Here is a 23,302-nt window from a genome sequence, read left to right as displayed (position 1 = left end):
GTAAGAATATTGGCTTTGTTGACAAATGTAATCTAATTGATTACATTGATATAAACGAGAATTTCATGGCGATTAAGAGTTTTAAGCATAAAGGGTTGAAGAAGTTCTTTGATTCTGGAAGTAAAGCGGGGATTCAGGCAGCCCACGCAAAGAAGATCGAACTTGTTTTGGATCTGCTTAACTCTGCGATGGAGGCTAAAGACATGAACTTTCCTGGATCCGACTTTCACCTTTTAAAAGGAGGTCTTAAAGGCTTCTATTCGGTTCATGTCAATGGTAATTGGACGATTATTTTTCGCTTTGAAAATGGTGAAGCAATCGACGTAAATTTAATAGACCACCACTAGAGAGAATGTAATTTATGGCAAAGAGAAGAAAGCCTACACATCCGGGAGAAGTTTTAGACAAACTTTATATCGAACCCTTGCAACTAAATTTGCAAAAGTTTGCTGATAGGTTGGGCATCGCTCGCAATACTCTATTTAAAATCAGAGCTGGCGCAGCAAGCATTACTCCTTCTCTTGCGCTTTCATTAGCAGAAGCGCTCGACACAACCCCGCAACTTTGGCTTAATTTACAGCAGAACTACGATTTATGGATTGAAGAACACGAACGCAAGCATGTTCAGGTTAAGCCGATTCTTAAAAATGGCGAGTTCCTTCATATCAGGCAAAATATTGGAATCGCAAGAATATCCCCGTCTTTTAGTTAACAATTGTCAGTAGCTCGTCCCAGCGCGTTGTGTAGCGGGGAGAGCAGTTTTCTGCGGGTCTCTTCCACTCTTTCTTGATGCCCTCTGCGGCGAAGTGGAGGTGGGCTCCGGTTGAGGAGTTCACCTGATCGATAAGCGCCATGGCGCGCTTCTTCTTCTCATGTACTTCTGGATGTGTGGTGGCCTGTGTAAAGAGGTCGGACTGGTGGGCAGTTGCAGAGGAGATCTCTGCAAAGGTGATGCCGACCTTTTTGTAGAGGAAGCCCTCGCGGTAGATCTTCTTAAGCGCCTCTTTGGCAGAGCTGATGAGCAGGGGAGTGTAGGAGGTGGGCTCTGGAAGGGTGATCGAGAGTGTATTTGCGTAGTAGTCGGGAGGAGAGAGAAAGGGGGAAGTGGTGAGGAAGACGGAGAGGGAGCGGCAGGATAGCTCTTCACTGCGCAGCTTTTCTGCGGCGGAGGCGACGTAGGAGGAGAGGGCCTCTTCAAGCTCGCTGAGTGCTGTGACGCGGTGAGAGAAGGAGCGCGCGTGGGTAAGCGACTGTCGTATTTCGGGGATCTCCTCAAGGGAGAGAGCGGGGATACCGCGGAGTTCAAGCGCAGTGCGCAGCAGCATGACAGAGAAGCGCTTCTGCAGCCAAGGATCGGAGGCGTTTTTAAGCTGGAGCGCGGTGCGGATGCCCTCTTCTTTGAGCTTTGTATTTAGGCGCGATCCGACGCCCCAGATATCGGAAGGAGGGATCTTGCGCAGGTGGGAGTCGATCGTTTCAGGCTCTGTGAGTTGAAGGATGCCCGAAGGGAGTTTTTTAGCTAGGTCGTTGGCGACCTTAGCGAGAGTTTTAGTGGTGCCGATGCCGATGGAGACGTGAATGCCTGTCCACTTGAAGACTCGCTCTTTTATTGCCAGCGCTTCCTCTGCAGGGGCCAGCAGGAAGGCCTCATCGACCGAGTACTCCTCAATTTCTGTTCCAAAGCTGCGCAGAGTCTGCATGACGCGTTGAGACATATCGGCATAGAGGGCGAAGTTACAGCTGCGCGTATGCACGCCTCTCTCTTTGAAGAATTGCGCCCACTGGTAGACGGGTGCTCCCATGGGAATGCCGAGGGCCTTTGCCTCTTTTGAGCGCGCGAGGATGCATCCGTCACTACTCGAGAGTACAACGACTGGCTTTCCAAGCAGATTGGGATTAAAGACTTGCTCGCAGGCGACAAAGAACTGGTTGCAGTCGACAAGTAGATAGAACATTAGCGCATCTGGTGGATGACGTGGGTGACTACGCCCCAGACCTGGAAGTCGCTGGCTGTGGAGATCTCGATGGGCTTGTAGTCGGGATGCTCTGCAACAAGAGAGATCTTTTCACGGCGTTTGTGGAGGCGTTTGACGGTGAACTCTCCGCCTAGAATTGCAACGACGACCTTTCCATGGACGGCTTCAAGCGAGCGGTCGACAATGAGAATATCCCCAGAGAAGATGTTCGCCCCCTCCATCGAGTTTCCCTGCACGCGGACAAAGAAGGTGGCAGCAGGGTGGGTGACGAGGAGTGCGTTCAGATCAAGTGTCTGATCGATGCTGGTCTCAGCAGGGCAGGGAAACCCTGCGGAGACACTGCTTTCAAAGAGAGGTATGGCAGTCATTTCACTAACTTCTCTATTCGAGTTTAAGCGAGTAGAAGCGAGTTGCTGTGCCTTGGCGTACAAGCAGAAGCACGCGCTTCTTGTTGCTAAGGTCGTTGAGCGCTTCGTTGAACTCTGAGACGTTTGTGATCTTCTTATGGTCGATCGCTTGAATCAAGAATCCGGGGCGGAGGCCTGCTCTCGCGCTGATTGAGCCGGGCTTAATCCTGGTGATGACAACGCCCTCTTCGCCTCTTGGATAGCCGATCTCTTTTGCATTTTCAGGAGTGAGAGCCTCTACCTCTAAGCCGAGCTTCTGAACGATGCCTCCTGTCGAGAGCTTATCATCAGATGCTGAACCGAGGGTGACTGGAATGTTTAAAATCTTTCCTTTGCGATTGACCTTAAGATCGATCTTAGAGCCTGGTGCCATGAGAGAGATCTCATTTCTAAAGCCGCCGAGAGACTTGATCGAGTTCTTATTGTACTCAAGGATGATATCTCCCTGTTTTAAGCCAGCCTGATCTGCAGGAGAGTCTTTGATGACCTCTGAGACGAGCGCGCCTTCTGCTTTTTCAAGATTGAAGGCATCGGCGATATCCTTATCCACAGGCTGAAGGGAGACGCCGAGGAAGCCGCGCGTTACAGACCCCTTGTCGATGATCTGAGTCATGATGTTGCGCGCCATATTGCTTGGAACGGCAAAGCCGATTCCCATATAGCCGCCCGAGCGAGAGACGATGGCTGTGTTAATGCCGATGACTTCGCTCTTCAGGTTTAGAAGAGGTCCGCCAGAGTTGCCGGGATTGATGGCAGCATCTGTCTGGATAAAGTCTTCAAGGTCGTTGATGCGAAGGTTCTGTCTTCCTTTAGCGCTAATGACCCCAACGGTGAGTGAGGCCTCGAGCTGAAACGGGCTTCCGATTGCAATTACCCACTCTCCAATGTCCATGAGATCGGAGTTTCCGAGGACGATAAAGGGGAGGTTCTTGTCATCGACTTTAATGATGGCGATATCAGTGTGAGGATCGGATCCAACAAGTGTAGCATCGAGCTCGCGGCCATCGTTGAGGACAACTGAGATCTTATCCGCTCCTTTAACCACGTGGGCGTTGGTCATGATGTAACCATCTGCAGTGACTATGAAGCCAGAGCCCTGACTCATCTGCGGCTGTGGAGCTCTACCCTGTCCCTTTGGGGAGAAGCCGAAGAAGCGATTGAAAAAGTCGTCGCCATAGTAGTCAAAAGGATTCTGCTGGTAGTTCTCGCCAGGTCCAGCCTCTTCTTGAACGTTGCTCTGTATTTTCACGAAGACGACAGCTGGCATCGCCTTCTTGGCGACCATCGTGAACGCCTTCGAGGTCTGCTCTGCCGAGCAGCACTCTTTCGGCATCGTGTCGGCAGCAGCGGGTTTCGGTGCAGGCGCTGCAAATGAAGAAATTGAGAGAAGAAGTGTGGATGCGATTAGGTAGTGTTTCATAGCCATGGTCTCCTCGTGATATAAGCCGGAACGCCTCAATATATCGCCGACCTCAGAAAAGCACAAGGGGGTAAAAATTACAGAGGGAGGATGGGGAGGAGGTTCTCTTTTTCGAGGAGTTCGCGGCCGGCAAAAGAGATGGTAATGCCAGCATCTTTTTGAGGAAGGATCTCTTTTTCTACCGCTTGCATAATCTGTTTTTTATTCAGGCTGAGGAGGCTGTCGCGGTAGAGCTGCCGACGCTCTTTCGTCTTTCCATCGCGCCAGTTGTTATAGGCTGCAATCGCTCTGCTGCCGGGGGCGATAGGCATATCCATCGATTGAATAACGCCGAGTTTAGCCTCTTCAAGATCGCGCTCATCGAAGCTTCCTGAAGCGATTGTTTCAATAGATTTTGAAAATACTTTTAACGTCTGGCCAAGGTGAGGATCGCGGTAGGCGTAAAAATAGAAGTTTCCAAAAGAGGAGCTATAGGCAGCGCCCGTTCCATACGCGCCTCCCTCTTCTCGAATCTTGCGATGGAAGATCTTATTTTCAAACAGGGGCATCGCGCAGCTTATCGCAGGAGAGTGGGGATGGATGTAGTGGACGGATCTAAAAGCTTGAACGGTAAAGGCAACTGGAGAGGAGATCGGTCTTGCATGTGAGGCGACGGGTTCTAGGGGGAAGTCGCTCTTCCAGATAGCGGGAGGTTTGAGAGGGAGTTTAGCGAGTCCAAAGAAGCCCTCTTTCTGAAGCTCTCTGTACATCTTCTCATCGCAGCTGAGGATGAGGTGGGGGGACTTGTGAGAGAAGACCTTATCTTTAACTGCGAGCAGCCGGTCGATGATGACGTCGGGTTTCTCTTGAGCCAGTTTTGCAATATGCTGTACCTCTTTGAAGTAGGTTAACCCGTAGAGGGAGTTAGCAAGGTGAGAGGCGTGAGAAAAGCTGCTTAAAGCTAGCTGAAGCGCATAGCGGAGCGCCTGGCGATTAAAGCGGTTCTGCATCGAGGTGTCGAGCTGCAGAATAAGCTCTTGAATCCTCTCTTTCTCATTGAGGCGCGGAGAGACAATGATCTCTTTAATAAGATCAAAAAGCTTGTCTGCTTTTCGATAGAGGGCTTTTCCGCGGATCGTAAATGAGGGCTTTAACACCTGCGGCATTTCGATCTGGGGATGGAGAGAAGTTACAGCTCCTATGCCGCCGGTGTGTGATTGGATATACTCTAGGTTGCTTCTCCAATCTCGTGGTCCGGCTCCGATCTCTGAAAGAAGGGAGACGAGGAGCTGGAGATAGGGGAGCTCTTCTTGGGAGAGCTCTGGCAGGTCGAGCACGAGATCGACATAGAGGATCTGATTCGTAAAACAGTTGTGGTGAAAGATGCGGAGGTCGCCAAAATTCTCCTCGTGGAGTTTAAAATCGGTGACAAGCAGCGGAACATCTTCTAATCCAACTTTTGGAAGGAGGTCGATATTCTGGCTCTCCATCTTCTTCTGGTAGAGAGTGAGATTCTCCGCCTGTTTAACAATCGAGCTGACCTCACTTTTGGTTAGGGATTTTTTGATCTCTTCAAGCAGAGCCTTCTCTTGAGCGAGCTCTTGCGATGCGAGGCCCGGATCTGGGCTCATCACGAGGCGGACTCTGTGAGGATTGTCGATAAGCAGCTTTCTGATGAGGGAGGGGAAGTATTTTGGATCTCTACTCTGTCTGATCAGCTTTTCGAAGTGAGTGTGGACCTTTAGAGCGTTCTCAGGAGGGCAGCCGTGCTGTTTAGCAAGGGCTGAGCGCATAAATAGAGTGAGTCCAAAAGGCGAAGAGTCTCCAGAGATCTCGGTGCGCGCGAATTCGAGCTGGTGGATTGCGGTGTCGATGAGGTGAGGAGGAATTCCATCTTCAGCGATCTTTTCTAGAGATGAGAGCAGGAGCTTTTCCAGCTCGTCAGCGTTCTTCTTTTCGCCTCCTTTACAGACGATCAGGTAGGGGACTTCGCTCATGTCGACATCGATGTGGGCATCCGCATGCACACAGAGGCCCGATTTAAGAAGGGGAAGTTTAAGCAGGGAGGCGTCGGTGTCCATCAGAATAGAGTCGAGCACACAGAGAGCGAGGACATCATCTTGCTCAAGAAGTGGGAGTGTGAGCCAGCCGAAGGCGATGATCGTCTTGTTCTCAAGGCTCTCGCCTTCGTTGATGGGGAACTGGTATTCGAAGGTGCGAGGGGCGTCAAACCGTTTTTGAAGTGGAATCGGAGGAAGTGGGGGCTCTCTTCTGCTGTTTTTCAGCGCTTTTTCAGCGATAAAATCGAGGTGTTTTTTAAGGGGAAGGTTCCCGTAGAAGAAGAAGAGACATCTGCTCGGATTGTAGTAGGTCTCATGAAAAGCGATGAGCTCTTCATAAGTTAGTTTGGGAATCTCTTTAGGATCTCCACCTGAGTTGAATCCATAGGGGAGGTTAGGAAAGAGGGCCGCCATCATCTCATACCAGAGACGAGAATCGGCAGAAGAGAGACTTCCCTTCATCTCATTGAGAACGATTCCTTTATATTCTAATGGAGAGGTGGGATCTTTTGGATCTGCGAATTCAAGCCTGTGGCCCTCCTGTAAAAAGCTGACCTCTTTCAACTCTGGATGAAAGACGGCATCGATATAGACATCCAGGAGATTGTAGAAGTCCTTCTCCACTTGAGAGGCTGCGGGATAGCAGGTGAAATCGGAGCCGGTAAGCGCATTCATGTAGGTGTTTAGACTGCGCCTGCTCATTGCAAAAAAAGGATCTTTAATAGGGAATCTGCGCGAGCCGCAAAGAACAGTATGTTCTAAGATGTGGGCTACACCATTCGAGCTGTCTGGCAGTGTTTTAAAAGAGAGAGAGAATAGGTTTTCAGGGTCGTCAGCAGCGATATGCATCACCTGCGCGCCTGACGGTTCGTGCGTCAGCTCGCGCAGTGTGCTACCCAGTTCTGTGATCGCAGCAACTTTTGTTACGACGAAATCGCCGTAGCGGTCACCGACATCCTCTAGAAACAGATCTCTCGTCATTTAGGTCCAAGAGAGCGTTGCAGAGGACTGATACTCATTGACGCGCGTTTCGAAGAAGTTCTTCTCTTTACCGAGGTCGATCGTCTCGCTCATCCAAGGGAATGGATTTTTAGAGCGGTAGATCGCCTTAAGTCCAATGCGCTCTAAGCGTCTATCGGCAATGTACTGCACGTAGTCGCGGAACATCGGAGCTGTAAGCCCCAGAATTCCTTTTGGGAGGCAGTCTTGTGCATAGAGAACTTCTAGTTCAACAGCCTCTTTCACGAGCTCTGTGATGTGCGCTTGGAAGGCGGGTGTCCAGACCTCTGGATTCTCCTCTTTAATGCCGTTGATCAGGTCGATTCCAAAGTTGAGGTGGACCGTCTCATCGCGCAGGATGTACTGGAACTGCTCTCCAATACCTGTCATCTTATTCTGGCGGTGGAAGGAGAGGATCATGACGAAGCCGCTGTAGAAGAAGATCCCTTCCATAATGATGTAGTAGCCGATCAGATTCTTTAAAAACGTCTGAGCGCCTTCAGGAGTTGCAGTATTGAAATCTCCTTTTACCATCTGCTCTGTCAGCTTCATCTCAAAAGCATCTTTAGCGTGGATCGTGTTGATCTCGTTGTACATGTTGAAGATCTCACCCTGGTCGAGAGAGAGAGACTCTACGATGTAGTGGAAGGTGTGAGTGTGGATCGCCTCTTCAAACGCCTGTCTAAGAAGGTACTGTCTAACTTCTGGATTGGTTACATATTTGAAGATCGCGAGAACGATGTTATTGCCAACCAGACTCTCAGCTGTGCTGAAGAAGCCGAGGTTGCGCATGATCACGCGCTTCTCATCGGCAGTTAGATCGCCCGACTTCCAGGTCTCGATATCCTTTCCCATCGGAACTTCAGTAGGCATCCAGTGGTTTGCACATCCGTTGAGGTAGTGCTCCCACGCCCACTTGTATTTAAGCGGCATCAGCTGGTTAACATCCACTGTGTGGCAGTTGATGAGCCTCTTTTCTTTGACATCAACTCGTTTATTTTTTGCTTCGACTTCTGCGATAAGCATGATTTTTTCTCTCTTTATTAAAATTTATTGGCAACTCTCACAGCCCTCTTCCAGGCTGCAAACCTTGGGAGCGCTGAGTTTTACTTCTTCTGCTAGAGGCTGCTGCTCCTCACTGCGTTGGAGCTGAACTCCGCTCGACGCGGACTTGTTTTTCATCCAGCGCGGCTGCAGGCCTCTGGCATTGATATCTGTTGTCGATTTTTCAATCTGAGTGGCGGCCAGTGTGCGGAGATAATAGGTTGTCTTCAAACCTTTAGTCCAGGCGAAAAGGTACATCTGATGTAATTTCTTTCCGCTCGGTTCTGCCATGTAAAGGTTCAGAGACTGTCCCATGTCAATCCACTTCTGACGACGGCTTGCGCACTCGATGAGCCACTCGGGATCGATCTCGAATGCGGTTAGGAAGAGCTGTTTCACTCCATCTGGAATGCGTTCGATCTCAGTGATCGACCCGTCGAAGTATTTCAGGTCATCTAGCATCTCGCTATCCCAGAGTCCAAGCGCTTTCAAGCGATCGACGAGGAAGGTGTTGACGATAGTGAACTCTCCAGAGAGGTTGGATTTCACGAACAGGTGCTTGTACATCGGTTCGATCGACTGGGTGATCCCTGTGATATTTGAAATCGTAGCAGTAGGTGCAATCGCCATCGTGTTGCTATTGCGCATGCCATATCTTTTGATCGACTCGCGCACTGGTTTCCAATCGAGAGAGCAGCTGCGATCTACATCGAGGAATCCGCCGCGCTCGCTTTCTAGAAGCGCAAGGGTGTCGATCGGAAGGAGGCCGCGCTCCCACTTGGAGCCTTTGTACGATGCATAGGTGCCGCGCTCTTTAGCGAGTTCACTCGATGCCAAGATCGCATAGTAGGAGATCATCTCCATGCTAGTATCTGCAAACTTCACAGCCTCATGGCTTGCGTAGCTGATGTTCTGCATGTAGAGCGCATCTTGGAAGCCCATTAAGCCGAGACCGATTGGTCTATGGCGCAAGTTGGCATTCTTCGCTTCTGGGGTTGGATAGTAGTTGATATCGATCACGTTATCGAGCATGCGGACCACAGTGCGGACAGTAGAAGAGAGCTTCTGCTGATCCAGGCCCCTATTGTCTGTCATGTGCTCGATCAAGTTGATCGAACCCAGGTTGCAGACGGCTGTCTCTTCCGCCGAAGTATTGAGGAGAATCTCGGTGCAGAGGTTTGAGCTATGCACAACGCCTGTGTGATCTTGCGGAGAGCGGATGTTTGAAGGATCTTTGAAAGTGATCCAAGGATGGCCAGTCTCAAAGAGCATGCTGAGCATCTTGCGCCAGAGCTGGAGAGCTTCGATCTTTTTGAAGAGCTTAATCTTGCCCTCATCTGCCATCTTCTCATATTCGCAGTAGCGCTTTTCAAACGCGGATCCATAGAGATCATGAAGATCTGGAACTGTGCTTGGGCTGAAAAGTGTCCAGGTGCCGTTCTCAGAGACTCTCTTCATGAAGAGGTCGGGAATCCAGTTGGCTGTATTCATGTCGTGGGTACGTCTACGCTCGTCGCCCGTATTCTTGCGGAGGTCTAGGAAGTCTTCGATGTCGAGGTGCCATGTTTCCAGATATGCGCACATCGCTCCTTTGCGTTTACCACCCTGGTTGACGGCAACGGCTGTGTCGTTGGCGACTTTAAGGAAGGGGATCACGCCCTGGCTGCGTCCATTTGTTCCCTTGATGATAGCGCCCGTTGCACGGACGTTTGTCCAGTCGTTACCGATGCCCCCAGCCCACTTAGAGAGCTGCGCATCATCCGAGACCACTTTAAAGATATGTCCCAGATCATCCATCACTGTCGAGAGGTAGCAAGAGCTCAGCTGAGGATGTAGAGTTCCAGAGTTGAACAGAGTTGGAGTGCTGGAAACGAAGAGGAACTTTGAAAGCACGTCGTAGAATTCGATCGCACGCTCGTTGCGTCTCTCTTTTTCACAGAGAGCAAGGCCCATTGAGACGCGCATCCAGAAGATCTGCGGTGTTTCCAGTTTCTTCTGAGTGTCGTGGATGAAGTAGCGGTCGTAGAGAGTTTGGAGACCGAGATAAGCGAACTGATCATCTCTCTGAAGTTCGATCGCTTTAGCGAGCTTATCGAGATCGAACTCGAGAAGATCGGGGTGAACTCTCTGCAGAGCTACAGCCTGCTTCAAGTAGCTTTTAAAGTATTCGCGATGCGCAGATTCTAGCTGAGGATCTGAAGCGGAAAGCCCCACTGTTTCGCGATAGAGGATATCGAGAAGTAGGCGCGAAGCGACTTTTGAGTAGGCGGGCTCTACTTCGATTTTTGTGCGAGCCGCCATGATGTTGGCTGTGTCTACTTCTGTCTCTCTCATGCCCTCATAGAAGTTGCCGATCGAGCTCTCAAGTAGCTCTTCGGAAGAGACGAGATCTTCAAGCGCTCTGCAGGCAAACTTGAGACGAGCATGGAGCTCTTTTTCGCTTAACGTGTGCGAAGTGCCATCTGCTTTCTGGATTGTAAACTGTCTTAGAGACTTCTCTTCATCAAAAGTGCGCATTGCAGCTTCGGGAAGAGACTGCTCTCCAATTGAAGCTCTGTAGAGGATGAACTCTTTTGCTACATTGAAATAGCCTTCGCGCATCAGCTGCTGTTCGATCTCATCTTGAATCAGAGAGATTGTGAGTTCAACGCCATGTTTTGCGAGAGAGGAGATGCGAGCGACCATCTTTTGAGTCAGGAGGTTGACAGCATCGATCATCTCTTGGGAGGCTTGGCCTTCGACCTGGCGAGTGCGGCGGAATACTGCTTCGACAGAAGAGGCGATCTTCATCGGGTTGAAGCGCACCATCACACCATCTTTACGGCGGATTTTTAGATTCTCAGGGGCATCTTCGCGGCGGGCTTTGTGCTGGTCGCGGTAGATGATATAGTCGCGTGCAACGTCGTGGTGGCCGCACTTCATGAGGGTCACTTCGACCAGATCCTGGATGCCTTCAACAGTAAGAGAGGCGCCTTTAGAAGCCAGGGTGATCAGCTGGATAACCACCTCATCGGTCACCTCTGCTATCAGAGCTGTGAACTCTTCCGGCATCGGCTCATCTTTTAAAACTTTTTTTGTGTCGCGGAAGGCAGCTTCAAGAGCGCGGTCGATCCTCTCCTTTCGGAAAGGGACGATCGCCCCGTTGCGCTTCACAACAGTGAAGGTCTGCACGGCATCGGCGCTTATCGATTTATCTTTTCTTTGAAGGGTCGTTTTCAGTGTGGAAACGAGGTCAGCTACGGCAGATTTTACTGACGAAGAGGGTCTATCGGACATGAGGTTGCTCTCCTATGTATATGGGCGTATTAACTAGATCTGGTATGAATTTGCTTCTGTATACACCATATATAGTAGCCAAAAGCTTTTAGTCCACAGAAATGATAAAGCAAAAAAAAATGAGTTGCTAAACGGTTGAGAGTCAATTGAGTTTGAACCTTTTTGAGATTCTGCTATGTTTGAGATTGACACGGTTTTTGACCATTTTGGAATGAGAGGTGTTTTTTGCGCAGAATCTATCTGATCCCCAATATTATCACAGCGTTTGGACTCGCTTGCGGTCTCTTCGTTATTTTTAAAGTCAACATGGTGGAGCCCGGCTCTGGGAGCTACCAGGTCCTTCACACTTCTGTGCTGCTGCTCCTCGTCGCAGCTTTTGCCGATTTTGTCGATGGAGCTGTCGCCCGCGCCTTCCATGCACAGAGCGAATTTGGGTTTATGTTCGACTCTCTAGCGGATGCCGTCTCCTTCGGGGTTGCCCCCTCTGTACTGCTCCTGAAGAGCCTCTCCCTAGAGCAAGGAACCTGGCTCTCATTTTTTGCAATATCTGGCGCGATGCTCTATTCGATTGGCGGAGTTTTACGCCTCGTGCGTTTCAATGTAAGAGCAAATGAAGCGAAAGGAAACGCCGATCTAGAAGCAGCTCAAAAGAAGCACTTCACTGGCCTGCCGATTCCTGCGGCGGCGATGGCGGCAATCTCAGCTAACCTATTTCTCTCTTCTCCTATCTGTGAGAAGATCTGTCCTCTAAAACCAGAGACGCTTGCTATAGTTCTCTCTTCTTTGATGATCGTGCTGGGTTATCTGATGGTAAGCCGCTGGAAGTTCCCAAGTTCTAAGATGCTCCACTTTCGCGTTCCCTCATTTCAGCTCCTCTTTTTAACGGTCATCTCAGCGATCTTTGTCCTCTATGGAATCCTCTACTTCTTCCCTGCGGTTCTAATGCTGACAGTCTGGGGATATATCATCCTGGCTCTCATCCTTTCAGTCATTCGCCTCATCGCGGGTAAAAAATCGAAGACACTAGAGGATTTCGAACCCGAACAGGAAGATCTGGATTAATTCTATGCTACTAGTCTTCTCGTGTCTGGGTCTGGTCTCTCTCGCTCTACTCTATCTCCACGAGAAGGGTAGGAAGAAGGAGGCCCTTCTTCTCCTGTCTATTGCCGAGAAGAGGATTGCCCAGATTCCAGAGATCGAGCAGCAGCTCAAAGAGAAAGAGGAGCTTCTGACCTCTCTCAAGATTAAGTTGAGCTCTCTAGAAGAGAAGTATGAATTCGTTAAAAGAGCAAATGATAACTTCTCTCAAACCTTCAAAGCTCTCTCTCACGAGGCTCTCGAAAAGAACAGCAGCTCTTTCCTCAATCTCGCAAATGCCACCCTCGAGAAGTTTCAGCAGGCAGCAAAAGGCGATTTAGAGAAGCGCCAGCAGAGCATCTCTGAGATGGTCGCTCCCATGAAAGAGTCGCTAAATAAACTCGACCAGGGGCTCAGGCTAATTGAGAAGGAGCGTAAAGGCGAGCAGCAGGTGATTCATGAGCAGCTCCGCTCACTTTTGGAAACTGAGAAGCAGCTGCGTCAAGAGACTGCAAGCCTGGTTAAAGCATTGCGCTCTCCCATTGCCCGAGGAAGATGGGGAGAGATTCAGCTTAGACGCGTGGTCGAGCTCGCTGGCATGCTCAACCATTGCGATTTCACCGAGCAGAACCACATGGAAGATGAGGAGGGAAAGTTAAGACCCGATCTTATCGTTCACCTCCCTGGAGGCAGGCAGGTGGTTGTCGATGCGAAAGCGCCTCTAGAAGCATATATGGAAGCGATTCAGACCAGCGATGAGACAGTGCGGGAGGCGAAACTTAAAGATCACGCTCGCCATGTCAGACAGCACATCACTGCACTTGGGAAAAAAGCCTACTGGGAGCGGTTTCATCCGACTCCAGAATTTGTCGTCCTCTTTCTTCCTGCCGAAACTTTTTTCAGCGCCGCTTTAGAGTTCGACCCTTCACTTATCGAGGTAGGAGTGGAAGGGGGAGTTATTCTCGCTACGCCCACGACGCTGATTGCGCTTTTGCGCTCTGTTTCTTATGGATGGAAGCAGGAGAGCCTCTCTCGACATGCAGAAGAGCTCGAGCAGCTTGGACAGGAGCTCTACAAACGCATGGTCGATATGTGCGGCCACTTCACCAAGACGGGTAGATCTCTCGGAACCGCCGTAGAGTCGTTTAATAAGGCCATGGGATCGTTCGAATCGCGTGTCCTAGTCTCAGCGCGGAAATTTAAAGAGATGGGCGCCACAAGCTCTGCAATCGAGCTCGACTCGATCGATCTCGTCGAAAAAATCCCCCGCGAACTCCAACTCCCCGAAACCGAAAAAGCTTTTACCACCTCTCCTGAATAACCCATTGTTTTTTCATTTTTATAATTGAAAAGACATGTCGGGTAGGCCAGGAGAAAGCTGCGCTTTCTCTCGGGGCCTCCCTGCGACCCTCTTGCGCTGCATCTCGCTTTGCCAAATCGCGTCCTCGGAGAAGGGGTGTACATAGTACTACCCCGTTGGCGCGCTCTCCGCGCTCTCCTGCGGGTGCAATTTTGCTGTGCGATATGCATCGAAGGGCTGCTCAAGGCGGCTCATCCCACGCTTACCAGCGCGGGTCCCTTTCGCGTCCAATCGCAGTTGTAGATAAAGAGAGGGGAGAGAAGATCGGGCGCGGGCACGCACTCGGGCACGTTCACGAAAGAGAGAAAGAGAGGGGACACGGAAGAGGAGAAAAGAGAAGAGCGTACTCTATTCTCCTCTCCCGTCTTTCTTTCGTGAACGAGTGCGTGCCCGTGCCGGTGCCCGATCCTCTCCTTTTGCATGCACCCTCATTATGTTAGATGAGGGAGCGGAAGCCGAGGGCTTCCATAAGGTGGTCGGGGGTGATGGAGGGGCTGCTTTCCATGTCGGCAATCGTACGAGAGAGTTTTAGGATGCGCGTGTAGGCACGCGCAGAGAGGCCCATCTTATCCATCGCTTGGCGAATGAGACTCTGCCCTTCGCTATCTAGGGTGCAGAAGCGGGTTACCTGCGACGGCGTCATCTGTGCGTTTGTTTTAGCCCAACCAAAGCGCTTCTGTTGAACTGAACGAGCTCGAATCACGCGTGCGCGCACTTCGAGGCTCGTCTCGGTCTTTTGTGTCGACGAGAGATCTAGAAAGGGAACGTGAGGCACTTCAACATGCATGTCAATTCTGTCGAGAAGCGGCCCTGAGATCTTGCTTCGATAGCGGTCGATCTGCGTCTGAGTGTCTTTGCACGCCTTCTGCGGATGACCGGCGTATCCACAAGGACAAGGATTCATCGCGGCGACGAATAGGCAGGAGGTTGGGAATGTGAGGGTGATGTTTGAACGGGTGATCATTACCTGTCCATTTTCCAGAGGCTGACGTAGAACCTCTAGCGTGTGTCGTGAAAATTCTGGAAGCTCATCGAGAAAGAGGACTCCCAAGTGGGCAAGAGAGAGCTCTCCAGGTCTGGGCACCTTACCTCCACCGACCAGTCCGATGGCGCTAATCGTATGATGCGGATTTCTAAACGGGCGCTCGCGCACAAGAGAGGTTCCATTTGGAAGAAGCCCGGCAAGCGAGTGGATCTTTGTGATTTCAAGAGTCTCATCTAAAGAAAGAGGGGGAAGAATTCCGCTGAGGGCTTTTGACATCAGCGTCTTTCCTGTTCCCGGAGGGCCAAAGAGAAGCAGGTTGTGGCCGCCGCTTGCTGCAACTTCGAGTGCCCGCTTAGCGGTGAGCTGTCCTTTAATCTCTGAGAAGTCGACAGAAGGGGCTCTCTCCTCATTTTGGGGAGAACTGTGAGAAAAGAGTGCGGGTTTGATGGAGGCGGGGTTCTCTAAAAAGTGGGCTGCTTCCTTTAAGTTTTCTACCCCGATGACCTCTATGCCGGTTACTGCGGCGGCCTCTCCTGCATTCTGCTTTGGAAGTAGAATGCCTCTCTTGCCCAGCCTTTTAGCCAGAAGTGCAGCGGAGAGAGCTCCGCGCATTGGGCGCATCTGCCCAGCTAGAGAGAGCTCGCCTGCGTAGAGAAAAGAGGAGCTAATGGAAGAAGTGAGCTTGCCGTGAGTGAGGAGGAGCGCAAGAGCGATGGGAAGATCGTATAATGCTCCTTCTTTTTTCAAGTCGGCGGGAGCTAAATTAATCGTGCATTGCAGAGAGTCGAGAGCAAATCCAGAATTTTTTAACGCCGCAAGCACGCGGTCTTTGGACTCTTTTACGGCAGTATCGGGCAAGCCGACGATTACAAAGTGGCTCTGCCCCTTCTCTCCCTTTTTTGCATCCGCTTCAACCTCCACCAGCTGGGCATCAACCCCTAAAAAAGCGACAGACTGGAGATGTGAAGGAATCATGCTTTTAATCCTTTTTTTAAAAATTCAATCCACTCATCGGGAATGCCCGCTCTCTTGCGGTTCTCTTCAAAGAGTGTAAAACCACAGGCGCGATCGGGCGTGAGTCTTTCCGGGACGCTCTCTCTCCACTCTTGCCACTCTGAAACATCGGGCCTTTTAAGCTTCTGGAGCCAGCGGTAGCCAAAAGAGACGTGCGAGATCTCATCTTCCAGAATTGTGCGCATGAGTGCTGCTGACGCCTCATCTCCATGTTGTAAAAAGGAGGCGCCATAAAGAGGAGCAAAGTCGAGGTTAGCCATTTCAAAGGTAAGACTCATCACACTCAAGTAGTGAATGGGCGATTTTAAAAAAGGAACATAGTTCCAGAAATGGCGATAAAGGGGAAGGTCTCCAAATGCGACGCCCATTTCGGCCAGTCTCTTTATATAGAGTTGGACATGGCCCTGCTCTTCTTTCAATGTATTTGCCACACCCTTTCGGAAGTGCTTAGGAGCATCTGGAAAGGCGAGCAGTGCGTAGGCCATGATCTCGACAGCCAGAAGCTCATGCCCTGCAAAACGGTGTAGACAGACAGCTCTCTTATCGGGATTTCCATGCTGATGAAACTTGGGGAGCTTCTCCCTTGCAGTGTGTTTTTTAAACTGCATTCCTACTGGACGAGTAGGCTCTTGCCAGATAAGAGGTGGCCCTGGTTGAAAATCGGTGAGTACCTCAGGAGCTAGAAGTTTCTCCTCTAAAGTGTCTCCACTTAAAATGCGGATCGCCCAATCTCTAAGTTCCATGAAATTTCAGAGAAAGTTTTTTCAAGTTTTAAAAATCACGATTTGGCTGAAGGGATATGCGGATGGTGTGGGTTTTACTAAGGAGTTTGGGTTTCTCAAAAACACACAGAGAAAAGAAAAACAGGATGGTGAGGATCGCCGCCAGATGCGGCGGCAGGATGCGCAGTCTGGGAACTTCTTTATCCTATATCTCCTGCCGCCGCATCTGGCGGCGATCCTCATTATCCTGTTGCTCTTCATCTTCTATTCAAAATCTTAAATTTTAGAAATTAAGGGTTGTTCGAAGCGCACACCATCCGACATGTCTTTTTAGGCTTTTAATAAGGTCCAAGAAGAAATCCTTTAAAAAGAAAAAGAGAAGGGAGAGGTCTCCCTTCTCTAGGGTGGAAAGATTACTCTGCAGCGATGACGAAGTATGCAGGGAAGGCAAAGTTGTTGTTCGATCTTGGGCATCCAAGAAGCGTCACTTTTTTGCCGATCATGTTCTGCAGGTTAACTCTCGTGCTGTAGACATACGCAACAGGCATATCTTTATCGCGGATGATGAAGTCGCCTGGCTTGTTTTTCACTGGTGCAGTGTAAGCCTCAACGATTCCAGTGATTGTAGCTGCCGCGAGCTTCTGCTCCTCGTAGAACTGCTCCTGGTTTCTGTCATCATTGGCTTGAGACCAGCTGAGATAGAGAGCCTCTTCGACTGGCTCCCACATCTTCATTTTGTCGTTAACCAGCGCGCTAGCCAGGGTTGAATTGCTAGTCTGGAGGTTGTCGCTCTCATCAGAATGCTCTTGAGCGGTTGCTATCGCAAGTTTTGCGTCTGCTTGTGCCAAACGTTTTTGAACATATGCTTCTTGCAAGCTGGCAAGCAGCTCTTTAGCTTTCTCTACATGTTCTGGAAAATCTGTGTACTCATTGATCACAGTCTTGTAGCTCTGGGTAATGCGCTCGATATCAATCTCGTGATAAGGCTTGTGTAATTCTGCTTTTCCAAGAAGAGCAGCTGCTTCAACAAGCTGTTCAACGTTTACACGTCGCTTGTCGGCTTGAGCCTTAACTTCTGGACCGCCGATATTTTCGAGATAGTCTTTAGATACGTAAAAGCGGGTATTTGCAGGAGCGCTGATCTCTAACCACTTGTTGTTAGAGGCGCAGATGGTTCCCTGAATTTTGTCGCCTGCGTTTAGATGGCTGATGATGGGAGCTTCTGTATTGGGTTCGAGGCGGATATTTACGCGGTTGCCTTCGATGACGTTATCTAATACAAAGCTGCGGAAGACGTAGGCTTTTGTGCCGGCTGGAGCTTGGACTGCCCAGAAGTCGCCTTTTTCAGCTACAACTGTCAGGAGCTCATTTTTGCTCAGTTCGCGCACGACAGGGCTGTCTAAATCGGCTTTAACGCGGAGTCTTACTTTTTTGCCTTTCACTTTTCCTGTGAAGGCGGAGACTGGAACCTCTACGACTTTAGCAGGTACAGGAGCTGCTGCTGTCTTAACGACAGGAAGAGCTGCTGGAGCTACCTCTGCTTCTACTGCTTGTGGTTCTGACGCTGGAACAGAGAATGAGACCTCTTGCGAAGGCTGAAAACTCTCTCCCATTCCGTCAGCAAAGAGACAGGAGGTGCAAACTGTGGCGCTTAATACGGCAAAAAACTTTGACATGGTGGAACTCCTATGAGCTAAAAACTAAAACGCCATTCTAGGAACTCCCATTTTTTTCCACCATGTAAAAAAAATAAAACCTCCTAGCCCATGGGATTAGGAGGTTTAGAATGGGAGGGGTTTTAGCTTTTTAGGACAGCAACCACATGTTCGCAGGTTTTTTGGCCGCAGGTGCAGCCGACCGGATCGCCTAGAAAGACGGAGTAGCTCTCCTTCTCATCCAGGGGGTTGGTTACATTGAAGAGATTTGGAGATGTCTGCTGAATATCCCAGATGCGAAATTTGAGATCTTCATCCGAGACCTCTTCGTCTATGCAAAGGGGGTGTTCTTCTTCCACCTCTTTTGTCTCGCCCTTTACCGCACGAGAGATCTGGCAGTGAATGCAATTGCAATGAGGTTCAGCATCGGGAACTAGATCCTCTTCGATGCCAGCCGTTTTAGATAGAGAGGCGATCTTGTTTAATATATCGGCGGGAAGGGGAGGGGCGTCCGCCTGCTGAGGGTTGTGCTGAAGAAGGGGGCCTAGGTTGTCTAGATTCATTGAAGAGATTTTTATAGGGAAGCTGAGGCTGAGCTGTTCCATGAGAGAAGGCATCTCCGCTTCGCTCTCTCGTGGAGCTGGTCTTTGCAGGATGCTGCTCTCTTGATCCATGGATTTTGCATGTGCTTGGAAGATCGCATCGATAATGGGCAGTTCTAGGTTTGGCACCTCTATGCACTGGCCGTTTAAGAGGCCAATTGTGAGAAGGGGAAGGCTCGTTCTGTATTCAACGTGTAAAGAGATGACGTTTTTCCAGGAAGTAGAAATGTAAGGGGGGAGGCTTAATATCTTATGGTTGATTCGCATGGTTTTTTACCCTCAATATAATAAGACTGCGCTTCAAAATCCATTTTACCTCAAAGGTATTTTGAATGCTATAGAATTTAGCACAGTCTGCTGTTGAGTGCTTGTTTTTGTGTTTAAGTCGTTTATTATTAATATTTTACATAATTAATTAAAAAAAGATTGTAGGAAGGGGGGAGCTTGGCTATTCTCGCCTTTTGGTGTCCTAAATTCTCGAAAGGAGCTTAAGCAGTGAATAGAAAGACCTTTGTGATAGATACGAACGTTCTGCTTCATGACCCAGACGCGATAGGTAAGTTCAAAGAGAGCGACGTTGTCATTCCCCTTGCGGTAATTGAGGAGTTAGATGGTTTAAAACGCTTATCTGATGAGCTCGGAAAGAATGCCCGCCATGTGATTCGCTACATCAGCAGCCTTAAGCTGCGCAAAGCGGGGGCTCTACATACTGGTGTGCAAATTGAAAATGGCACAGTTGTAAGAATCCATGTTGAGACTAGGGCGATGGAGAAGAAGAACTTTCCTCTTGCCGTAGACCGCAACGATCATCGGATTCTCCTTACAGCATTTCAGCTGCAGGAAGCGGGACAGACGGTAGTTCTCGTTTCCAAAGACTTTGTCATGAGGGTTAAAGCCGAGGCGATCAATATCGAGGCGGAGGATTATGAGAGTCTTAAGGCCTCCTATGAGAATATGTATCGAGGCTACCGCAAGCTCGAAGTGCCGAAAAGAGAGATCGACACCTTTTTAAAAGATGGCTACCTATCCACAGAGATCAGCGACCTCTTGCCAAATGAGTACTGCCTTCTTACCTCTCCAGAGCAGTCGTCTGTGATCACAAAATATAATTCGCGCGCAAAAAGGCTCGAGCCTCTAATCAAGCTCTCTAGAGACATCTGGGGGATCTTCCCTCTAAACAATGAGCAGAAGTGCGCTCTCGATCTGCTCCTTCGCGATGACATTAAGCTGGTAACGCTTGTAGGCCCTGCGGGAACGGGTAAGACGCTGATCGCACTAGCGGCAGGTCTTCGGAAGGTCTTTGATGAGGGGCTCTATACTCGTATTCTAGTGAGTAGGCCTGTTGTTCCTCTGGGTAAAGATATCGGATACCTCCCTGGAACCAAGGAGGAGAAGCTCTTCCACTGGATGCAGCCGATCTACGACAACTTGGAGTTTCTCTGCCAGTCCACCAGCGGAGAGGGTAATGGGACCGAAACGCAGAAGTGGATCATGGAGAGTAAGAAGATCGAGATGGAGGCGGTGACTTATATCCGTGGTAGGTCTCTACCTAAAATGTATATCATCATCGACGAGGCGCAGAACCTGACCCCTCACGAGGTGAAGACGATCATCTCTCGTGCTGGCCAGGGAACGAAGGTTGTCCTCACCGGAGATGCGACGCAGATCGATAATCCCTATCTTGATAAGGACTCAAACGCTCTTACATATGTGGTCGGTAGATTTAAAAACCATCCGGTTTTTGGACACGTCTTCCTCGACAAAACAGAGCGCTCTGAGCTTGCCGCTCTCGCAGCCGAAATCCTTTAGGGTTGTGTGTGAATAGGAGTTCCGTATAAAATGAAGTTCAACTTCAGATTGTACGGTTTTTATGTTTGAACGAGACATAGTCATTGAGCTTAAGCAGCTTGAGTTAAAATATCCTGTTGTCACGGTCATAGGACCGCGGCAATCTGGGAAAACTACGCTTGTTCAAGCGGTCTTTCCAGACAAACCCTATGTCAACCTTGAAGCCCCAGATGTGAGAGATCTCGCAGAGTCGGATCCAAGGGGGTTTCTAGATAAGTACCCATCTGGGGCCATATTAGACGAGATTCAGCGCCTTCCTCAGCTTCTTTCTTACATTCAAGTTATCGTAGATAAAACATCGCTGAAGGGGATGTTTATTCTAACGGGGAGTCATCAGTTGGAGCTTCACCAAGCAATCTCACAATCGCTTGCTGGCAGAACAGCTCTTTTGACTCTTCTTCCGATGAGTTTAGGCGAGCTATTGAAAGCTGGTATCGACCTGCCTCTTGATGAGATGCTATTAAAAGGGGGATACCCGAGAATCTATAAAGACAACTTAGACCCGACAAGAGCCTATCGTAACTATTTTCAAACCTATGTAGAAAGGGATTTGCGCCAACTTATTAACATTAAAGATCTAAGCCAGTTCAATCGTTTTGTGCGTATCTGTGCAGGACGTATTGGAAGTGTTCTTAATTTGGCAGAACTTGGAGGTGAGATAGGAGTCTCTTCTCATACTGTAAAAGAGTGGCTATCTATTCTAGAAGCTTCTTTTATCATTTTCCGTTTACAACCCTACTTCGAAAATTTTGGCAAAAGAATCATTAAATCTCCAAAGCTCTACTTCACAGATGTGGGTCTTGCAACCTACCTTTTGGGAATCGAAAATGAGGTGCAGATCAGTCGTGATCCATTGAGAGGGCATCTGGTTGAAAATCTGATAATACTAGAACTCATGAAGTCGAGATTAAATCGCGGATTGGATCCGCAGCTCTATTATTACCGCGATACTCAAAAAAATGAGATCGACGTGATTTTTAAAGATGGCCACAATCTAGTTCCGATCGAAATCAAGTCTTCAAAAACATTCAATCGAGAGTTTTTGAGACGGCTGCACTTTTTCCAAAATCTTACCGGTGATCGAGCTCCTAAGGGCTATCTGATTTATGCAGGGGAAGAGGAGCAAAGGGTTCAATCGGTTGATCTACTCAATTACAAAAAATCTACTCTTTCTATCAAATAACTTGCGATTTGTTCTTCATTGTTTAATATGAGGAAAAATTGGGAAGTTTATGAATAGATACATTTGTGCAACTATATTTACTGTATTGGTTGGTTTCTCGCAATTAGAGGCGAATCAATCCGATCCAAAACAAGTAGTGTCGGAGATTGTTGGGCTTGCCGATGTAGAGATCAACGGGAGTCGGATGTGGGATATTCAGGTTTTTAACGACGGGTTTTATAACCGCGTCTTAAAAGATCAGTCTCTTGGATTTGGAGAGTCCTTCATGCAGGGCTGGTGGGATTGCGAGGCGCTCGATGAGTGTATCTACCGCATCATGAGGATGGACCTGGAGAAGAACTTTAAGCCGACGCTCGCTATGAAGTGGGCTGTGATTAAGGCGAAGCTATTCAATCCTCAGACGAAGACGGGAAGCATGGATGTGATCGACATTCACTACCAGCTGGGGAACGACCTCTTTGAGAATATGCTAGATTCGCTAATGGCCTATAGCTGCGGCTACTGGAAAGACGCAACTACTCTAGATGAGGCGCAGCAAGCGAAGTTCGATCTGATTGCGAGAAAGCTGGGGCTAAAAAAGGGGATGCGCGTTCTTGATATCGGCTGCGGATGGGGTGGATTTGCCAAGTATATAGCTCAAAATTATGGTGTAGAGGTGGTTGGAATCACGCTCTCTGAGAATCAGGCGGAGTATGCGCGTAAGGTGTGCGCGGGGCTTCCGATTGAAATTCGGGTTCAAGACTACCGAGACGTGCAGGACTCTTTTGACCGTGTGGTCGAGATCGGAATGTTTGAGCACGTGGGAGAGAAGAACTACCGCACTTTTATGGAGATCGCCCACCGCTGTCTTAAAAGCGATGGGATGCTCATGCTCCACACGATCGGCTCCAATGTCTCGACTTCGACATGCGACGCTTGGATCGACAAGTATATCTTCCCAAAAGGTCACCTGCCCTCCATTGCGCAAATCGGAAAATCGATCGAAGGGCTATTTGTCATGGAAGATTGGCACAACTTCAGTGCGGACTACGACAAGACGCTCATGGCCTGGTTTAAGAATTTTGATAGTAGCTGGGATCAGTTAAAAGGGGCCTACTCTCCTGAGTTCTACCGCATGTGGAAGTATTATCTTCTCTCGTGCGCGGGGGCTTTCCGCGCGCGTCAGATTCAGCTCTGGCAGGTGGTCCTTTCTAAAGAGGGAGTTCTCGGCGGTTACAAAACTGTAAGATAAGAGACTGCTTAAAAACCTTGCGGCAAAATGATTAGCGCCTTAGAAGGTGGAGCAGGACCTAAAATATTTTAGGTGCTCCAATCAAAAACAGGGGAAAGTCTATGAAAAAACAGAAGATTTTGAATTTTGCGATGTGTTTAGCAGCGGGTGCCTGCTTTTATACTGGTGAACTCGCAGCGTGGGAAAGAAGCGCTGAGAAGAGCTGCAAAAAAGAGTCAAAGAGCTGCAAAAAGAGTTCTGCTGAGTGCAAAAAACAGCAGGAAGATTGCATGAATAGCGTTGTTGAAAGCGATAACGCCTCTTTTGAGCGCTCTTTAGCTCCTTATGCCAAGTCTATCTTTGTAAGTTTCACTCCTGAGAGAAAGAAGCAGGCTCTAGACATGGCCGATGGTTCAAAAATGACTCCTGATGAAGTTGTAGCGAAAGTTGCAGGCGACTGCTACTGCCCAAACAAGAAGTAGTAT

Annotated in this window: 19 protein-coding genes; 9 read left to right on the top strand and 10 right to left on the bottom strand. The window is 49.3% G+C overall.

Annotation, left to right across the window (positions count from 1 at the left end):
• Nucleotides 1-65 precede the first annotated feature (65 nt).
• Nucleotides 66-347 carry a type II toxin-antitoxin system RelE/ParE family toxin gene (locus HYX48_06955; GenBank protein ID MBI2743639.1) on the top strand — a complete coding sequence of 94 codons (282 nt, stop codon included), beginning with the start codon at nucleotides 66-68 and terminating at the stop codon, nucleotides 345-347.
• Between the two features lie 14 nt (nucleotides 348-361).
• On the top strand, nucleotides 362-712 hold the full coding sequence (locus HYX48_06950; protein MBI2743638.1) for a HigA family addiction module antidote protein: 351 nt from the start codon (nucleotides 362-364) through the stop codon (nucleotides 710-712).
• On the opposite strand, the gene HYX48_06945 is transcribed toward HYX48_06950, so the two are convergent.
• The 6 genes from HYX48_06945 to HYX48_06920 form a co-directional block, all read right to left on the bottom strand.
• Nucleotides 705-1,955 carry a Y-family DNA polymerase gene (locus HYX48_06945; protein ID MBI2743637.1) on the bottom strand — a complete coding sequence of 417 codons (1,251 nt, stop codon included), beginning with the start codon at nucleotides 1,953-1,955 and terminating at the stop codon, nucleotides 705-707. The two genes, HYX48_06950 and HYX48_06945, sit on opposite strands and share 8 nt — an antisense overlap.
• Nucleotides 1,955-2,344 (bottom strand): translesion error-prone DNA polymerase V autoproteolytic subunit, encoded by a 390-nt coding sequence (umuD, locus tag HYX48_06940; GenBank protein ID MBI2743636.1) that lies wholly within the window; start codon nucleotides 2,342-2,344, stop codon nucleotides 1,955-1,957. Before umuD ends, HYX48_06945 begins: the two co-directional genes overlap by 1 nt.
• A 13-nt stretch (nucleotides 2,345-2,357) precedes the next feature.
• Nucleotides 2,358-3,803 (bottom strand): DegQ family serine endoprotease, encoded by a 1,446-nt coding sequence (locus HYX48_06935; GenBank protein ID MBI2743635.1) that lies wholly within the window; start codon nucleotides 3,801-3,803, stop codon nucleotides 2,358-2,360.
• A 77-nt stretch (nucleotides 3,804-3,880) separates the two neighbouring features.
• Nucleotides 3,881-6,823, bottom strand: a complete 2,943-nt coding sequence (locus tag HYX48_06930; protein ID MBI2743634.1) for an insulinase family protein — start codon at nucleotides 6,821-6,823, stop codon at nucleotides 3,881-3,883.
• Nucleotides 6,824-7,867 carry a ribonucleotide-diphosphate reductase subunit beta gene (locus HYX48_06925; GenBank protein ID MBI2743633.1) on the bottom strand — a complete coding sequence of 348 codons (1,044 nt, stop codon included), beginning with the start codon at nucleotides 7,865-7,867 and terminating at the stop codon, nucleotides 6,824-6,826. It abuts the gene before it with no gap.
• A gap of 24 nt (nucleotides 7,868-7,891) precedes the next feature.
• On the bottom strand, nucleotides 7,892-11,161 hold the full coding sequence (locus HYX48_06920; protein MBI2743632.1) for a ribonucleoside-diphosphate reductase subunit alpha: 3,270 nt from the start codon (nucleotides 11,159-11,161) through the stop codon (nucleotides 7,892-7,894).
• Nucleotides 11,162-11,386: 225 nt separating this feature from the next.
• Between HYX48_06920 and HYX48_06915 the strand changes: the two genes are divergently transcribed.
• Nucleotides 11,387-12,223, top strand: a complete 837-nt coding sequence (locus HYX48_06915) for a CDP-alcohol phosphatidyltransferase family protein (protein MBI2743631.1) — start codon at nucleotides 11,387-11,389, stop codon at nucleotides 12,221-12,223.
• Nucleotides 12,224-12,227: 4 nt separating this feature from the next.
• Nucleotides 12,228-13,559, top strand: coding sequence for a DNA recombination protein RmuC (gene rmuC, locus HYX48_06910; GenBank protein ID MBI2743630.1), 1,332 nt, complete (start codon nucleotides 12,228-12,230; stop codon nucleotides 13,557-13,559).
• A 475-nt stretch (nucleotides 13,560-14,034) separates the two neighbouring features.
• Here the strand turns inward: rmuC and HYX48_06905 are convergent, their stop codons facing one another.
• Nucleotides 14,035-15,558: a YifB family Mg chelatase-like AAA ATPase gene (locus HYX48_06905; GenBank protein MBI2743629.1), complete on the bottom strand. Its 1,524-nt coding sequence runs from the start codon at nucleotides 15,556-15,558 to the stop codon at nucleotides 14,035-14,037.
• Complete coding sequence (locus HYX48_06900) at nucleotides 15,555-16,340, bottom strand: DUF455 family protein (GenBank protein MBI2743628.1); 786 nt, start codon at nucleotides 16,338-16,340, stop codon at nucleotides 15,555-15,557. The genes HYX48_06905 and HYX48_06900 overlap by 4 nt, the downstream gene beginning before the upstream one ends.
• A gap of 67 nt (nucleotides 16,341-16,407) precedes the next feature.
• Here HYX48_06900 and HYX48_06895 point away from each other — a divergent pair, with 67 nt between their 5' ends.
• Nucleotides 16,408-16,599 (top strand): hypothetical protein, encoded by a 192-nt coding sequence (locus HYX48_06895; GenBank protein MBI2743627.1) that lies wholly within the window; start codon nucleotides 16,408-16,410, stop codon nucleotides 16,597-16,599.
• Between the two features lie 133 nt (nucleotides 16,600-16,732).
• On the opposite strand, the gene HYX48_06890 is transcribed toward HYX48_06895, so the two are convergent.
• Nucleotides 16,733-17,995, bottom strand: coding sequence for a hypothetical protein (locus HYX48_06890; GenBank protein MBI2743626.1), 1,263 nt, complete (start codon nucleotides 17,993-17,995; stop codon nucleotides 16,733-16,735).
• Between the two features lie 122 nt (nucleotides 17,996-18,117).
• Nucleotides 18,118-18,843, bottom strand: coding sequence for a hypothetical protein (locus HYX48_06885; GenBank protein MBI2743625.1), 726 nt, complete (start codon nucleotides 18,841-18,843; stop codon nucleotides 18,118-18,120).
• A 228-nt stretch (nucleotides 18,844-19,071) separates the two neighbouring features.
• Here HYX48_06885 and HYX48_06880 point away from each other — a divergent pair, with 228 nt between their 5' ends.
• The 4 genes from HYX48_06880 to HYX48_06865 all read left to right on the top strand — a co-directional run bounded on the left by HYX48_06880 (nucleotide 19,072) and on the right by HYX48_06865 (nucleotide 23,299).
• A complete protein-coding gene (locus HYX48_06880) occupies nucleotides 19,072-20,385 on the top strand; it encodes a PhoH family protein (GenBank protein ID MBI2743624.1) in 1,314 nt (437 codons plus the stop codon).
• A gap of 61 nt (nucleotides 20,386-20,446) precedes the next feature.
• Nucleotides 20,447-21,607, top strand: coding sequence for an ATP-binding protein (locus HYX48_06875; protein ID MBI2743623.1), 1,161 nt, complete (start codon nucleotides 20,447-20,449; stop codon nucleotides 21,605-21,607).
• Nucleotides 21,608-21,656: 49 nt separating this feature from the next.
• On the top strand, nucleotides 21,657-22,838 hold the full coding sequence (gene cfa / locus HYX48_06870; GenBank protein ID MBI2743622.1) for a cyclopropane fatty acyl phospholipid synthase: 1,182 nt from the start codon (nucleotides 21,657-21,659) through the stop codon (nucleotides 22,836-22,838).
• A gap of 101 nt (nucleotides 22,839-22,939) precedes the next feature.
• Nucleotides 22,940-23,299, top strand: a complete 360-nt coding sequence (locus HYX48_06865; GenBank protein ID MBI2743621.1) for a hypothetical protein — start codon at nucleotides 22,940-22,942, stop codon at nucleotides 23,297-23,299.
• Nucleotides 23,300-23,302: the final 3 nt, after the last annotated feature.

It is taken from the genome of Chlamydiales bacterium (genome assembly GCA_016185065.1).
Classification (GTDB): Bacteria; Chlamydiota; Chlamydiia; order Chlamydiales; family Rhabdochlamydiaceae.
Note: the sequence above shows the minus strand (reverse complement) of the source record. Positions and strands in the feature narration are given on the sequence as shown.

Excerpts from the sequence above, each read along its gene's own strand:
- HYX48_06955 (MBI2743639.1), top strand. The coding sequence starts at position 66 with ATGGCGATTAAGAGTTTTAAGCATAAAGGGTTGAAGAAGTTCTTTGAT.
- HYX48_06950 (MBI2743638.1), top strand. The coding sequence starts at position 362 with ATGGCAAAGAGAAGAAAGCCTACACATCCGGGAGAAGTTTTAGACAAA.
- HYX48_06945 (MBI2743637.1), bottom strand. The coding sequence starts at position 1,955 with ATGTTCTATCTACTTGTCGACTGCAACCAGTTCTTTGTCGCCTGCGAG.
- umuD (MBI2743636.1), bottom strand. The coding sequence starts at position 2,344 with ATGACTGCCATACCTCTCTTTGAAAGCAGTGTCTCCGCAGGGTTTCCC.
- HYX48_06935 (MBI2743635.1), bottom strand. The coding sequence starts at position 3,803 with ATGAAACACTACCTAATCGCATCCACACTTCTTCTCTCAATTTCTTCA.
- HYX48_06930 (MBI2743634.1), bottom strand. The coding sequence starts at position 6,823 with ATGACGAGAGATCTGTTTCTAGAGGATGTCGGTGACCGCTACGGCGAT.
- HYX48_06925 (MBI2743633.1), bottom strand. The coding sequence starts at position 7,867 with ATGCTTATCGCAGAAGTCGAAGCAAAAAATAAACGAGTTGATGTCAAA.
- HYX48_06920 (MBI2743632.1), bottom strand. The coding sequence starts at position 11,161 with ATGTCCGATAGACCCTCTTCGTCAGTAAAATCTGCCGTAGCTGACCTC.
- rmuC (MBI2743630.1), top strand. The coding sequence starts at position 12,228 with ATGCTACTAGTCTTCTCGTGTCTGGGTCTGGTCTCTCTCGCTCTACTC.
- HYX48_06905 (MBI2743629.1), bottom strand. The coding sequence starts at position 15,558 with ATGATTCCTTCACATCTCCAGTCTGTCGCTTTTTTAGGGGTTGATGCC.
- HYX48_06900 (MBI2743628.1), bottom strand. The coding sequence starts at position 16,340 with ATGGAACTTAGAGATTGGGCGATCCGCATTTTAAGTGGAGACACTTTA.
- HYX48_06890 (MBI2743626.1), bottom strand. The coding sequence starts at position 17,995 with ATGTCAAAGTTTTTTGCCGTATTAAGCGCCACAGTTTGCACCTCCTGT.
- HYX48_06885 (MBI2743625.1), bottom strand. The coding sequence starts at position 18,843 with ATGCGAATCAACCATAAGATATTAAGCCTCCCCCCTTACATTTCTACT.
- HYX48_06875 (MBI2743623.1), top strand. The coding sequence starts at position 20,447 with ATGTTTGAACGAGACATAGTCATTGAGCTTAAGCAGCTTGAGTTAAAA.
- cfa (MBI2743622.1), top strand. The coding sequence starts at position 21,657 with ATGAATAGATACATTTGTGCAACTATATTTACTGTATTGGTTGGTTTC.
- HYX48_06865 (MBI2743621.1), top strand. The coding sequence starts at position 22,940 with ATGAAAAAACAGAAGATTTTGAATTTTGCGATGTGTTTAGCAGCGGGT.